This window comes from Ruminococcus albus AD2013 (genome assembly GCF_000526775.1).
In the GTDB taxonomy this organism is placed as follows: domain Bacteria; phylum Bacillota; class Clostridia; order Oscillospirales; family Ruminococcaceae; genus Hominimerdicola; species Hominimerdicola alba_A.
In genome coordinates, this window is the sequence record NZ_JAGS01000001.1 from 3,425,512 (window position 1) to 3,438,012 (window position 12,501).

Below are 12,501 nucleotides of genomic sequence, written 5' to 3' on the forward strand. Positions count from 1 at the left end.
TATTCCGCCATGATATCACCCTCAGATAATGCTGTCGAGAGGTTCGTCAGCAAGTATCTTCCTGCCGTTCTCCTCGGCATACTCCGCAAAATCATCGAACTTCTTGTTGCTTGTTATGATACCGTATCCGATATCCACCGTAACATCACCTCTGCCGATACGGTGATAATCCGAACCCAGCACATGGACATATCCGTGCTCGATAAGCTTCATACAGCGCCTTTTTGACATAAACGTAGTCAGCGACCTGGCATTTATCTGTCCCAGAACCTCCAGACGCATCAGCTGTTCCAGACGCTTCATCGAAGTGAAGTTCAGATACCTTTCGATATGCGCAATAAATACCTTTACATCACCTCTCTCAGTGATTGAAGCCACACCGCTCAGTATCTTGTCATCAAGGTCTGTGTAGGGCATTTCCAGCAGAAGCCAGTTTGTGCCTTTAATGCAAAGTTCGGGGAGCTTTTCGTAATTCACAAGGGAATGATCGTAAAGCACCTCTGCCCCGAAATGAATATCAGGGTGTTCGGGCTTTAAATTGGGAGCAAGCTTCTCATAAGCTTTTGTGCGGTTTTCCAGAAAAGATTCCACCGACTGTTCAGTGCAGTAAAAATGTGGTGTTGCCACAATGGTATCTATACCGCCCTTAGCCATGATATCCAGTATCTTCACAGATTCCTCGATACTGCGAGAACCATCGTCTATCTGCGGCAGAAAATGGGAGTGAAAATCTATCAGCATTGTTTTTTCTCCTGACTATTGATTTTACCGTTTACAATACAACTATACAACTTTATATTATAACACAACCTAAGCGAATTGTAAAGAGAAAAGATATTTAATTCATAATTGTTTTTGCCCGTGATTTTCAAAAACTGTGAGTACAATTAAATGTACTGAAAATATCCCCTGTGATGAATTTCACAGGGGATATTTTGAACGTATGACAAACAATAATGATAACATCTATCATACTTTCTTATATCGTATCGGCACGGGAACGGGATACAATAATTATTGCAGCGTGCATCAGGAGAATTGCTGCTGCAAAGTAAACCGAAGCTCCCGCAAGTTCGGAAATGAATGATGGTCGGTCGGCAAAAATATCGTAAGCACCTCTGCCGAAGATCATACTTTTGAGTGATCTCGAATTAATGAAGATCGTGTTTCTTACAAGACATATCCGCATCAGAAGATCTTCAGCGGTGAGGATCAGCGCAGTTATGGGCACGTAGGTGTACAGTGCTTTTGTCGATGTCCTGCGGCTTACTCCGTTTGCACTGAAAAATCCCGAAGCAGTTTTGGCAAGAAGTGCCGCGCATATTGCGGCAGCTATCAGCGATACTGTCTCGAATTTTTCGGTGCTGCTGCGCTCAAAGTTCAGACGGAGAATGTCTGCTGCTTCAAACTTCGTAGTTTCAGGTTCGCCCGCTGCATATCTGTACATATTCATCAGCGGAAGAGCGAAGATCCCTGCCGTCAGAAGCATGGTAACAGCACCAGTTACCGCTGTGAATAATATACCGAATCTGGCTTTGATAATATATCTTAGACTCTCTTTCATATTATTCACGACCTCTCTTTTGCTTTGCGGCGGGTACCCTTAGTATGAAAAGGGCATATACCAGATAGCCTGTCATGAATACCATCAGGGCAGTTGAAAAAAATGCCATGACCGCTCCGATGCAGCCGCCATACTGACCCGGTGCCATGGGATCAGGATGAAGTATCTCTCCGATATATATCATTTTATCTCTGAGCCCTGACATAAGTTCTCCGCGCAGTGTTACCGAACCGCCGTAGTCTATAAAAACCATAAAGTAGCAGTATGCTGTTAACGCAGATGCCGTCAATACTCCGAAAAGATTTGTTCTATGCTTTACCGCTAAGAATACCATCACTGCTGTATAGGCAAGCATTACAAGCAGGAATATCTCGCTGATGCTGAAAAATATAAACCTCGGATCGTGGGCAATGAGATCGTTCATACCCTGCATAGACAGCTGTTCACCGCCTGCCAAGTTATGACGTTCATCGCACATTATGATGCAGTCAAGTCTCATTCCTGCAAGTCTGAAAATACCATCGGTCAAAAGGTAGACAGTTTCTATCATCACAGAAGTAAGTGCGCCGAATGTCAGGGCAGCTGCACCGCTTCCAACCAGAAGACTGATCCTTGATGTTCCGTTGTGCAGCGATATCTTTATAAGATCATGCAGAATTATCCCGAAAATGATACCTGCCACAGCAGTACCTGCGCTTTCGTAGATATTTTTCCAGTCATTCCTGAAATTTACGCTGATAATACCCATAATGAGCAGAATGATATGGAGCAGGAACAATACTCCAAGACAAATCCCGAAATATTTAAGGTATCTTCTTAGTCCCTCTTTACCGCGAAAGGCGTAACCGAGAAATTCACGCATTCTGTACACCTCCCGTCATAGCTATCAGAAGCTGCTGCAAAGAAGGACGTGAAACTTCCAGTCCTTCAGGAACATCCTTTGATTCGCCTGAGACACAGGCACAGCACAGCGTACCTATTATTGTTTTGGTCAGATATTCTTTATCTTTGAGATATGAAGTAACATCTGTGGTCTTTCCCTCGATTAGGTAAGCCTTCGCCTGAAGATCTTCACAGTCATCATCTGCGATAAGTCTTCCGTCCTCCAGTACAAAACAATGCTCGAACAATCCTGCACATTCATCGATAATATGTGTGGAAATAACGAATGCAGCTTCGGTCTTTTCAAAGCGTTCGATGATCTGCTTATATAGTTTTTCGCGGCAGTTGGCATCAACTCCAAGGACAGGTTCATCAAGGAAGATGAAATCAGCACCGCTGGATAGTGCAAGTATCACCTTAGCGAGAGTACGCTGACCTGTCGAAAGCTGAGATAGACGTTTTTTCGTATCAATGCCAAAAATATCACAGAGTTTCAGTGCATAGTCTTCATCGGTATCCTTATAAAAATACTTCTGCGCCTTAATGGTGTCTTTCACTTTCATGTGATTGGGAAGAAGATCCTCGGCACTCATGCAATATATGTGACGAAGCAGCTTATCGTTCTCGGTGACTGTTTCGCCGTCAAGTGTGATCTCACCCGAATCTGGGAAAATACGTCCGCCTACCAGATTTACAAGTGTTGATTTTCCAGAACTGTTGCGACCTAAAAGCCCGTAGATCATACCCTTTTCGATACTTAGCGAAACACCGTCAAGAGCGGTCTTTTTATTATATCTTTTTGTAAGTGTCTTTATCTCTATCCTGCTCATCAGTCCTCATCTCCTTTCAGCATACCGATGATATCTTCGCAGGTAAGTCCCAGTCTGTCTGCTTCGTTCAGCAGTGGAGCAACAAAGTCATCATAAAATTTGACACGTCTGTCATCTCTGACATTTTCATTTGCATTTTCAGCCACAAACATACCCATACCTCTCTTTTTATATACCAGTCCTTTTTCCACAAGAATGTTGACACCTTTACGTACTGTTGCTGGGTTGATCTTCAAACTGTGGGAAAGTTCTGTGGTACTGGGTATCTGCTCGCCCTCGCCCAGCTGACCTGTGACTATCTTGTTTTCAAGCCACTGGGCTATCTGTATAAACAGTGGCTCATTATCATTGAAATGCGGATAATTTACGCTCATACCGTTCAGGTCTCCTTTCTTTGATCTCTACACATATGTTATTTTCTGCGAATAGCTATTCAGAAGTGCTGTGCTTAGTTGGTTAGCTGCTTCTGTAACTAACCATATCACACAAAGTGTTATTTGTCAATAGGGCCATTATATTTTTAGTAAAATCGAACAAGATCAAATCTATATTTTTAGCAGAGCTAAACAAACTCGGTAATGAACATACTGATTTACGGATCAATAAAATGAGTCGCTACCGATGGCTCAGACATAAAAACAGCCACACCCGAAGATGTGGCTGTTGATCCGCTGTATCGTCTGTATTAATTGTTTTGGGTGGATAGATTACTTCTTTAGTGCCGGCAAGGAAAAGCTCTTCTCTTTGGCAGTGTTATTAAAGCTTAGCCAGCTTGGCAAACTCGTTCTTCAGTGCGGGATAGATATCGCGGTAAAGCTGATAGAACTTCTCGTACTCGGGAACTGTTGCCGCATTGGGCTCCTGTACCTTGTCGGTACGTACAACAGCCTTGCAAGCCTCGGGCACGCTGGAGTAGATGCCTGCGCCTACCATTGAGAGCAGTGCAACGCCCAGTGCGGGGCCTTCCTTGGAGGAAGCGGTCTTAACAGGGCAGTTGTAGAGGTCTGCCAGCATTGAACGCCACAGGGGTGAGCTTCCGCCGCCGCCGCAAGCCATCATGTCTGATACGTTTATATCCATCTCACGGAATACTTCTACACAGTCACGCAGAGAATAAGATACACCCTCCATTACTGCACGGAGCATCTCTTTCTTGGTGTGCATAGCGGAAAGTCCGAAGAATACGCCTCTTGCATTGGGGTCAAGATGAGGTGTACGCTCGCCCATCAGGTAAGGCAGATACAGAAGTCTGTTAGCGCCCACAGGTACGCTCTCAGCCTGCTTGTCCATCAGGTAGTATTCATCAACTCCCATGTACTTGGCAGTCTCCTTTTCAGCGTTGCAGAAGTTATCTCTGAACCACTTCAGTGAAAGACCTGCGCCCTGAGTAACGCCCATTACGTGCCAGCTGTTGGGAACAGCTGCACAGCAGGTGTGTACTCTGCCCTTGGGGTCGATGGATATATTTGAAGTATGCGCAAATACAACGCCCGATGTACCAATGGTAGTGAAAGCCTTGCCGTCTTCGCATACGCCTGTGCCGATAGCTGCGCCTGCATTGTCGCCTGCACCGCCCACTACGATAGTGCCCTCGCACAGACCCAGATCGTCAGCCATAGCCTTTGTCAGCTTGCCTGTTACCTCGCAGGACTCGTATACCTTGCCCAGCCAGTTCTTGTCTATCTCGAAAACGCTCAGCAGTTCATCAGACCACTTTCTGTTGGGAACGTCCAGCAGCTGCATACCCGATGCATCGGATACCTCGGTAGCATACTCATGTGTCAGGACGAAACGCAGATAGTCCTTGGGAAGCAGGATATGAGCGACCTTTTCGTATACCTCGGGTTCGTTGTTCTTTACCCAGAGTATCTTAGCCGCAGTCCAGCCTGTCAGTGCAGGGTTGGCAGTTATCTGTATCAGCTTTTCTGTGCCGACTTTTTCTGTCATCCAAGCAACTTCCTTTTCGGTACGCTGGTCGCACCAGATGATGGACTTTCTCAGCACGTTGTTATCCTTATCCAGCATTACCAGACCATGCATCTGACCAGATATACCGATACCCTTAACGTCCTCTTTCTTCACACCGCTCTGTGCCATAACAGCCTTGATGGTATTTACCATCGCATTAGCCCAGTCAGCGGGGTCCTGTTCTGCATAGCCGTTCTTCGGCTGATACATGGGGTACTCGATAGTCTTTGAAGCTATCACTGTGCCCTTCTCGTCAAAAAGTACTGTCTTGGTACCGCTTGTACCGCAGTCAACTCCTATTACGTATGCCATAGTTTTTCTACTCCTTTATAAAAAGATTTTTATTGACATGATATCATTCAGGCAGATTTTCTTTTCTGTAACATATCACATGGTCGTCCTGCTGATAATGCTTATCCTCAGGACAGCGGAAATGATGCTGAAGATCCGTACCGCCGAACCAGTTATAGGGCTCGTCATTCTCATTCCTGCCCTCACAGAGTTCCGCAATGCCGTTTCTTAAACAGCCAATCAATGATATATCATCGAAATCTCTCGCATGACCATGCAGTATCACATCTGCCATTTCCTCCAGGAACATCAGACGGTCAAGTTCTGCAAGCACTTCATTCATCGGCAGACAGCCGTCAAGCTGTAACCACAGATGATGATTTATGCCGTCGCCCGTGAAAAGTATCCTGTCCTCACGAAGCAGCAGCAACAGTTCTCCGTCAGTGTGACCTGCAAGCTCGAAAGCTTCCAGTGTCCTGCCTCCGAGGTCTATTACATCACCCTCGCGTATATCCCTGAAAGGCGGTATGCTGTGTCCGCTTTTGCGGCACATCTCCTTTACCTCGGGTATTGTGTCAAAGAAACTCTCAGCCAGCGTCCTGTCACGTGGACTTATAAGCGCATGATCGATCTCCTTGTCAAAATATATGTTACCCAGTATATGGTCGGGGTGACCGTGTGTATTTACCAGTACAAGCGGCTTGTCCGTCAGCCTGCGCACAGCAGCGCAAAGGTCGTTCCAGCCGTTCATGGTATCAATTACGCAGGCTTTTTCTTCGCCAACGACGAGATATCCTGTCGCTTCATGTCCTTCATCCAGCAGGTATATCCCGCTGCGAACTTCTTTTATAAAGAGTTCGTGTTCCATATCAGATCTTTCTCTCAAATATCAGCACGATATCGTTTATCGTCGCGTCAGCCTCAGCGTCGCGCTCTACCCTCATCTCATCGGTAAAGCAGAATTTCAGCCGCCAGCCCCTTTCGCCGTACATCGCCAGCGCATCGGCAAGTGAAGCTTCATCAGCGCCGCCGTTGTCACGGTCGCGGACAGTTTCCACCGCATACTCGTACTTTCCGCCCTTGCTGTCGTTTTTAAGGGCTTGCAGAGTTATATAAGTACGCAGGTCCTCATCGCTCAGCGATTCCGCATCGAGACCGTTCACATCTCCGTTTTTAAGTACTTTCAGTATCTCATCTTTAAGCTTAGCATTCATTTTTCTATACCCCCATCAGCTTTTCGTGAACATCAGATATCCTGCCGCAGTCCGCGCACAGGTCAAACAGCGCAAAGCTGTACGGAAATTCTTTTTCTGCGAATTTTTTCAGCAGATTTCCCGCACTGCCCATACCGGCCATATCTCTGATAAGCCGTCCGCCGCATTCGGGGCAGACCTCGTATGCATATCCCTCGCCGTCCAGTATCTCAGCCAGCGCCGCAAGACTTCCGCCCTCAGCCCTGTCACATAACTTCGCCGCGGAATACTCTCCGCACTCCGTACATTCGTCACAGCAAAGGTCGTACCTTGCATAATGCTCAACAGTATCGTTTTCGGCATAGTACTTATAGATAAGTACGCCGTCCTCGCCGCCTAAAACAGCATTTTTGCAGGCACCGCCGCATTCCGTGCAGTTACTCATCGCCGACACCTTCTTTCAGTCTCGGCAGTTCAGCCATAACTATACCGCATTTTCTGCATATCCAGAAAACGTCAGCCATGTGGGTATTCAGTTCACCCAGCTTAAAGCTCACCATCTGCGCTTCTTCACGCGCTTTGGGTGTCAATGGAACGAAAGCGTGCTTCATACGGTACTCCTTGGTCATCCAGCTGACACCTGTGGTCTTTCCGCTGCCCATGAGTATGCCGTCCGTCATCGCACCTCCGCATCTGGGACATTCCATCATCCATCTTCCTTTCCTATATTACAATATATCCGCGATTTATGTCAAGCCTTGTCCTGCTTGATGTTGACCGATTATTGCGGACTATCCCAGCCGCCTGAACTGGTCGGCACCTACGCCGCAGACGGGACAGACATAGTCTTCGGGGAGTGCGCCCTCGTAAACATATCCGCAGACCTCGCAGACCCATTTTTCATCTGCATCTGCCGAAGCCGTATCGGAGGGCTTCTCCTCAGCACCGCCGTCCATGCGGGTGAAATCAGCCGCGCCGTGTTTGCACAGCGGACAGACAAAATCATCGGGGAGATGACCCTCGTAGATATAGCCGCATATGTTGCAGACCCATCTTTCCCCCGTACTGCCCCCGGATGCCGCCGCGGGCTTTGGCTTTACGTTGGCGTGATAATATGCATAGGTCATAGGCGCTTTGTCGGATATCACTTCACCGTCAGCAACATCGGCGATGAACATGGTATGGGTGCCCAGGTCAACTGTCTGCACTACCTCACAGCTGATATACGCGCACGTACCCTTCTCAATTATCGGCAGACCGTTCTCCGCCTTTTTCAGGGCGTAGTCATAGAACTTGTTGCCCCATCTTCCGCTCTGGAAACCGAAGTGGGTGAACAGAGAAAAGTCCGCACTTTCGTCTATCATCGAAACATTGAACCTGCCGCTTGTGCGTATCATATACTCGGTGAAATTGCCCTTGTTCACCGTTACGGATACGCGGTTGGGCGAAGTCGTCACCTGTGCCAGCGTATTGATGATGCACCCGTTAAACTGGTTGCCGCACCTTGCTGTCAGCACATACAATCCATAGGATATCTTGTTCATTGATTTCATGTCCATAAAATTTCCTCCTTTTTATGACAGACTTTCCCGCCTGCCTTATTTTTAAACTAAATTTTTCAAAAGTGTTCCTAAGGTAAACCAAATCAGAATTTACACTCTTACTCTTTATCACTATTATTCCATTTTCTTAGTTTTATCGAGGAATAAACTAAAACGGGAATAGAAAGCAAATCTATTATTCCTAATACTCGCTTAGCAATATCAGGCAGTTCTAATGAAGCCATATTGCTGACAGCGATAATTAATGATACACAACCAATAATCAATAAGCTAACACTCCAAAGAATTCTGACTTTTTTCTCCATTAGTAAAATCCTCCGTTCATTATACTATATTACACTTCCGAAAATCCCGGTTTATTTTAACAACGCAAAAGCCAAAAGGTACTTTGTAAATAAAAAGGGGGAAAGACCCTGCGGTCATTCCCCCTGCGTGTTACTGATCTGCTTTCTCCAGAATGAAGTACTCTTCATGTGCATCGCACTTGAAGCTCTTGATGACCCAGCCGCTGTCAACCAGAAGGTTGAGTTTCTCTATCCGCTGGAACCTGTCGTATGCAGGTGCGCTATATTCTTCTGAAGAGGCTGATTTGCTGATGAAAAAAGTCTTCTCCATAATCATACGCTTCTTTCCGAGAATGTTCTCTTTATCCGACCAACGGCACAGTGCCGATATCTTTCGAGCTAATTATACTACATCTTACGCACTTTTTCAAGTCTTTCAAGGAAAATTTAACCATCTTGTAATATTTGCAGTCCTGTTTTTTGAACTTTTCCCGAAAAAGGGTGACCTTAGTTTACTTACTTTACGCCAAAACAGAGGTCCTGAACACAATATCCCTCAGATATACGCTCTTTCATTCCGCTGTCCCACGAGGCATAGATAACATACCCGTCGCCATCACCGTTAACATACAACCTGTCATTTTCACGATTACCGATCTGCTCTTCGACCGCCGCAGAGTTGTTTCCCTCATAGCCGTCGTTCACATCACCGTCGGCAGTACATCCCCCGAGAAGAAGTACAAGTACTGCCAGAAACGGCGCTTTTTTCATTGTGTTCACCTCCGTAGCATTTATACGAAATATACCGCTCCTGCGGGTCTATTTCTTTTTCTTATCCGCCAGCAGACATATTATCGCCAGCACTATGACCGCTCCCGCGCCCATACAGGCGAATATCTGCCAGTCATTATCGTTTGGTTCCTCGGTCTGTGCCTGTGCGCTGTGTACTTCTCCGCCGCTTTCCGCAAACGCTGTAACCGCCGACACAGATCCCATACATACCGCCGCAAATATCACACAGCAGCAGCATATCAACCGTCTGTATACAGTTTTCATAGCCAAGCCCTCCGCTCCGCATTATGCCGCGACCGCCGCAGACAAGGTCATCGGCACGCATTGATCTCACATCATTTTTACCTGTCAGACCTGCATTTCAGGTCTGTAAAACTACCATTCCTTTTATTTAATTATACTCTATTTGCCAATTGTAAGCAATTAATATAATAAACAAAATTTACGGAGATTAATCTGTTATGATGCACAATTTGGCATCTTGCGGAAGTGAACTGTTTTACGGTGCGAAGTTTATGCGGTGGCATAGGGGCGCATATGGTGGCTTTTAAGCTGTTTATCATGTTCCGCAAGTTCTGCAATACCATATTTTAAATGGGGGCACAGCCCCCATACCCCCAACGCTCGACCTTCGCGCTAGAGCAACCTTGACGCTGCGTGCGCTCCGTTCGTACCTCACTCCGCGTACTCGGTCAAGATAGCGCTCAGGCTCTCGCTGTTTGCCATCTCCTCGTCAAACTCCCCAACATCGCCCCTCAAACCTTGTGCAAACAACTGTTTTTATATTTAACTCGGACATATTTCTGCAAGAGTTGTACAAAAACGTACAACTTTTCGACCAAAATCACTGATAGTGAAAAGCATAAATTATTCTGCCTGGCAAACAGCACGAAACCCGAACGCGATCTTGACCGAGTACGCGAAGCGAGGAACGAGCGAAGCGCACGGAGCGTCAAGGTTTCACGCGCGTGAGGGTTCGTGCGTGGGGTATGGGGGATCCCCCCATTTGAATAGTACAAAAACGTACAACTTTTCGACCAAAATCACTGATAGTGAAAAGCGCTTTTCACCCGAGCACAAAAATCTTTCCCCCCCTTGTGCGCACGATAGCAGGCAGTCGCCGACTATGACCACGGCATATGAGGCGGCGTGCATACTGTATAAGGGAAAAGGAAGAATACTGTGCAGGTCAATTATTTATTGCCGATACCGCCATGTTTGAGATCGAAATTCGATTTCATTGAAATATTTAGAAAAAATATTGACTAAATATCAAAACTATGCTATTATTATAAAGAGTGCGATTATTCGCATTCAGAGTAAAATGAGGTATATGATATGGGTATATTTAAGCTTGAGCCAGCCTTCAAGGATTATATCTGGGGCGGTACAAGACTGAGAGATGAGTACGGCAAAAACTGCGATTACGATAAGGTCGCCGAAAGCTGGGAACTTTCCTGCCACAAGGACGGTGCCAGCGTTATTTCGGGCGGAGAATTCGACGGGCTGACTTTGCAGGAGTACATCGACAAGGTCGGCAGACAGGTGCTGGGCACCAACTGCGGAAAGTTTGAGAACTTTCCCATACTGATAAAACTTATAGACGCTAAAGATAACCTTTCGGTGCAGGTACACCCTGATAACGACTACGCACAGCGTGTGGAGGGGGAATACGGCAAGACCGAGATGTGGTATGTAGTTGATTGTGACGAAGGCGCCGAGCTTCTCTACGGTTTTAAGCACGAGATAAGCAAGGAAGAATTCGCACAGAGGATAGCGGACAACACTCTGCTTGAAGTGACGAGCAATGTCCCGGTGAATAAGGGCGATGTATTCTTCATCAAGTCGGGAACTCTCCATGCTATCGGTAAAGGCATACTCATCGCGGAGATACAGCAGAATTCCAACACCACCTACCGTATATACGATTACGGCAGAGTCGGCAAGGACGGCAAGCCCCGTGAACTCCATATTGAAAAAGCAATGGATGTCACTAAACTCGCCCCGGCGGAAAGCTACCCCGATACCCCCGCGGTGCGTGAGAACGGTGCTGAGATAAAGCTTTTATCAAAATGCGAGTATTTCACCACATACAAGGTGGATATTGAGGAAAGGGCAGAGTTCTGCGCGGACGACAGTTCCTTTGTGAGCCTGCTGGTACTGGAGGGCGAGCCTTTCGTTACCGACGGCGAACCCGAGCCTACCGCAGACGAAGCTGTGGCTGCAAAAAAGGGCGACAGCCTGTTCATATCCGCAGGAACGGGCAAATTCTATGTCGAGGGCAGGTGCAGTTTGATACTTACGAGGATAGATCGATGATATGACATTTAAAGAATTTCTTGAAGATGTAAACACCGAGAAATATATCTATCTGGATAAGCTGGAAGAGACCGAAAACGGACTTGTGATAGATATCATGGGTACAACGGCCTCTGCCCTGAACGAGCAGGATATAGCAAGTACAGCTGAGGAGTTCGGTGAAGATGTGGCTGAACTGGTAAAAAACAGCAGTTCCATTGACCCGAATGAGCATAGACGCTGGCGGCTGGTTTTCGAGACTTACATAAGCTACGCCGTTATAAACGAGAGTTATGACAACGGCGACAGAGGCACACGTGACGATCATAACTGCGTATGTACAGCGACAGATTCCGACTGGCTGGACTACGTTAAGAAAAGCACCTTTGCTTTTCAGATAATAAACGGCATAAGGCATTACCAGATAAGATGTCTTGATCATATCATCAATGTGGCAGCTGACGAACCGCCGTTTATCGACAGCATTCAGCTAAACTGAAGAAGGGCAAATATGACATTACCGATAATCTTATTTATCTTTATCATAGCAGCTTTTGTCGGATTGGCACTTGTGATAAAAAAAGATGCGAAAAAGGCAAAAGACTTTGTTGTCACAACAGACGGGATACTGCTTTTCATTGCGTTTCTGAGCATCGTGTGTATGATGATCGACGATATGGTATTCAAAAATGACCTGTTCGGCAGTCCCGTAATGAATATAGCACTGCTAACCTTTTTGGGTTCAATTGCGCTGATCTTGTTATTCACCGTAGCTTTGATAATAAAGATGTCTGTAGCAAAAAGTAAATAACGGCGATTTCTTATGCCGTATCATAA

General features: G+C 46.3%; 18 protein-coding genes. 3 read left to right on the forward strand and 15 right to left on the reverse strand.

Going from position 1 to position 12,501, the window contains the following annotated elements:
- Positions 1 to 21 precede the first annotated feature (21 nt).
- From N773_RS0115455 to N773_RS0115525, 15 genes are all read right to left on the reverse strand, one after another.
- On the reverse strand, positions 22 to 741 hold the full coding sequence (locus N773_RS0115455) for a tyrosine-protein phosphatase (RefSeq protein ID WP_024858637.1): 720 nt from the start codon (positions 739 to 741) through the stop codon (positions 22 to 24).
- A 238-nt stretch (positions 742 to 979) separates the two neighbouring features.
- A complete protein-coding gene (locus tag N773_RS0115460) occupies positions 980 to 1,564 on the reverse strand; it encodes a hypothetical protein (RefSeq protein WP_024858638.1) in 585 nt (194 codons plus the stop codon).
- A gap of 1 nt (position 1,565) precedes the next feature.
- Positions 1,566 to 2,426: a hypothetical protein gene (locus N773_RS0115465; RefSeq protein WP_024858639.1), complete on the reverse strand. Its 861-nt coding sequence runs from the start codon at positions 2,424 to 2,426 to the stop codon at positions 1,566 to 1,568.
- Positions 2,419 to 3,276, reverse strand: coding sequence for an ATP-binding cassette domain-containing protein (locus tag N773_RS0115470; protein WP_024858640.1), 858 nt, complete (start codon positions 3,274 to 3,276; stop codon positions 2,419 to 2,421). The genes N773_RS0115465 and N773_RS0115470 overlap by 8 nt, the downstream gene beginning before the upstream one ends.
- On the reverse strand, positions 3,276 to 3,650 hold the full coding sequence (locus N773_RS0115475) for a GntR family transcriptional regulator (protein WP_024858641.1): 375 nt from the start codon (positions 3,648 to 3,650) through the stop codon (positions 3,276 to 3,278). The genes N773_RS0115470 and N773_RS0115475 overlap by 1 nt, the downstream gene beginning before the upstream one ends.
- A 382-nt stretch (positions 3,651 to 4,032) precedes the next feature.
- Entirely contained in the window at positions 4,033 to 5,556 is a 1,524-nt protein-coding gene (gene xylB / locus N773_RS0115480) for a xylulokinase (RefSeq protein ID WP_024858642.1), read from the reverse strand.
- Between the two features lie 43 nt (positions 5,557 to 5,599).
- A complete protein-coding gene (locus N773_RS0115485; protein WP_024858643.1) occupies positions 5,600 to 6,403 on the reverse strand; it encodes an MBL fold metallo-hydrolase in 804 nt (267 codons plus the stop codon).
- 1 nt (position 6,404) lies between these two features.
- Positions 6,405 to 6,749 (reverse strand): DUF4177 domain-containing protein, encoded by a 345-nt coding sequence (locus N773_RS0115490; RefSeq protein ID WP_024858644.1) that lies wholly within the window; start codon positions 6,747 to 6,749, stop codon positions 6,405 to 6,407.
- 4 nt (positions 6,750 to 6,753) lie between these two features.
- The gene (locus tag N773_RS0115495; protein ID WP_024858645.1) at positions 6,754 to 7,173 is read right to left on the reverse strand and encodes a hypothetical protein; all 420 of its coding nucleotides are present in this window, start codon (positions 7,171 to 7,173) and stop codon (positions 6,754 to 6,756) included.
- Complete coding sequence (locus tag N773_RS0115500) at positions 7,166 to 7,435, reverse strand: PF20097 family protein (protein ID WP_024858646.1); 270 nt, start codon at positions 7,433 to 7,435, stop codon at positions 7,166 to 7,168. Before N773_RS0115500 ends, N773_RS0115495 begins: the two co-directional genes overlap by 8 nt.
- A gap of 84 nt (positions 7,436 to 7,519) precedes the next feature.
- Positions 7,520 to 8,287, reverse strand: a complete 768-nt coding sequence (locus N773_RS0115505; protein ID WP_024858647.1) for a flavin reductase — start codon at positions 8,285 to 8,287, stop codon at positions 7,520 to 7,522.
- A 101-nt stretch (positions 8,288 to 8,388) separates the two neighbouring features.
- Positions 8,389 to 8,595 carry a hypothetical protein gene (locus N773_RS0115510; RefSeq protein ID WP_024858648.1) on the reverse strand — a complete coding sequence of 69 codons (207 nt, stop codon included), beginning with the start codon at positions 8,593 to 8,595 and terminating at the stop codon, positions 8,389 to 8,391.
- A 130-nt stretch (positions 8,596 to 8,725) separates the two neighbouring features.
- A complete protein-coding gene (locus N773_RS0115515; RefSeq protein ID WP_155250907.1) occupies positions 8,726 to 8,905 on the reverse strand; it encodes a hypothetical protein in 180 nt (59 codons plus the stop codon).
- A gap of 185 nt (positions 8,906 to 9,090) precedes the next feature.
- A complete protein-coding gene (locus N773_RS0115520; RefSeq protein ID WP_024858650.1) occupies positions 9,091 to 9,345 on the reverse strand; it encodes a hypothetical protein in 255 nt (84 codons plus the stop codon).
- A 48-nt stretch (positions 9,346 to 9,393) separates the two neighbouring features.
- Positions 9,394 to 9,630 (reverse strand): hypothetical protein, encoded by a 237-nt coding sequence (locus N773_RS0115525; RefSeq protein WP_024858651.1) that lies wholly within the window; start codon positions 9,628 to 9,630, stop codon positions 9,394 to 9,396.
- Between the two features lie 1,074 nt (positions 9,631 to 10,704).
- Between N773_RS0115525 and N773_RS0115530 the strand changes: the two genes are divergently transcribed.
- From N773_RS0115530 to N773_RS0115540, 3 genes are read left to right on the forward strand one after another with little or no spacing between them, the layout of a single operon-like run.
- Complete coding sequence (locus N773_RS0115530; RefSeq protein ID WP_024858652.1) at positions 10,705 to 11,685, forward strand: type I phosphomannose isomerase catalytic subunit; 981 nt, start codon at positions 10,705 to 10,707, stop codon at positions 11,683 to 11,685.
- A gap of 1 nt (position 11,686) precedes the next feature.
- A complete protein-coding gene (locus tag N773_RS21370) occupies positions 11,687 to 12,163 on the forward strand; it encodes a hypothetical protein (protein WP_024858653.1) in 477 nt (158 codons plus the stop codon).
- A gap of 12 nt (positions 12,164 to 12,175) precedes the next feature.
- Positions 12,176 to 12,475: a hypothetical protein gene (locus N773_RS0115540; protein ID WP_024858654.1), complete on the forward strand. Its 300-nt coding sequence runs from the start codon at positions 12,176 to 12,178 to the stop codon at positions 12,473 to 12,475.
- The last annotated feature ends 26 nt before the right edge of the window (positions 12,476 to 12,501 follow it).

Coding starts and splice junctions, on each gene's coding strand:
- N773_RS0115455 (WP_024858637.1), bottom strand. CDS start 741: ATGCTGATAGATTTTCACTCCCATTTTCTGCCGCAGATAGACGATGGT.
- N773_RS0115460 (WP_024858638.1), bottom strand. CDS start 1,564: ATGAAAGAGAGTCTAAGATATATTATCAAAGCCAGATTCGGTATATTA.
- N773_RS0115465 (WP_024858639.1), bottom strand. CDS start 2,426: ATGCGTGAATTTCTCGGTTACGCCTTTCGCGGTAAAGAGGGACTAAGA.
- N773_RS0115470 (WP_024858640.1), bottom strand. CDS start 3,276: ATGAGCAGGATAGAGATAAAGACACTTACAAAAAGATATAATAAAAAG.
- N773_RS0115475 (WP_024858641.1), bottom strand. CDS start 3,650: ATGAGCGTAAATTATCCGCATTTCAATGATAATGAGCCACTGTTTATA.
- xylB (WP_024858642.1), bottom strand. CDS start 5,556: ATGGCATACGTAATAGGAGTTGACTGCGGTACAAGCGGTACCAAGACA.
- N773_RS0115485 (WP_024858643.1), bottom strand. CDS start 6,403: ATGGAACACGAACTCTTTATAAAAGAAGTTCGCAGCGGGATATACCTG.
- N773_RS0115490 (WP_024858644.1), bottom strand. CDS start 6,749: ATGAATGCTAAGCTTAAAGATGAGATACTGAAAGTACTTAAAAACGGA.
- N773_RS0115495 (WP_024858645.1), bottom strand. CDS start 7,173: ATGAGTAACTGCACGGAATGCGGCGGTGCCTGCAAAAATGCTGTTTTA.
- N773_RS0115500 (WP_024858646.1), bottom strand. CDS start 7,435: ATGGAATGTCCCAGATGCGGAGGTGCGATGACGGACGGCATACTCATG.
- N773_RS0115505 (WP_024858647.1), bottom strand. CDS start 8,287: ATGGACATGAAATCAATGAACAAGATATCCTATGGATTGTATGTGCTG.
- N773_RS0115510 (WP_024858648.1), bottom strand. CDS start 8,595: ATGGAGAAAAAAGTCAGAATTCTTTGGAGTGTTAGCTTATTGATTATT.
- N773_RS0115515 (WP_155250907.1), bottom strand. CDS start 8,905: ATGGAGAAGACTTTTTTCATCAGCAAATCAGCCTCTTCAGAAGAATAT.
- N773_RS0115520 (WP_024858650.1), bottom strand. CDS start 9,345: ATGAAAAAAGCGCCGTTTCTGGCAGTACTTGTACTTCTTCTCGGGGGA.
- N773_RS0115525 (WP_024858651.1), bottom strand. CDS start 9,630: ATGAAAACTGTATACAGACGGTTGATATGCTGCTGCTGTGTGATATTT.
- N773_RS0115530 (WP_024858652.1), top strand. CDS start 10,705: ATGGGTATATTTAAGCTTGAGCCAGCCTTCAAGGATTATATCTGGGGC.
- N773_RS21370 (WP_024858653.1), top strand. CDS start 11,687: ATGACATTTAAAGAATTTCTTGAAGATGTAAACACCGAGAAATATATC.
- N773_RS0115540 (WP_024858654.1), top strand. CDS start 12,176: ATGACATTACCGATAATCTTATTTATCTTTATCATAGCAGCTTTTGTC.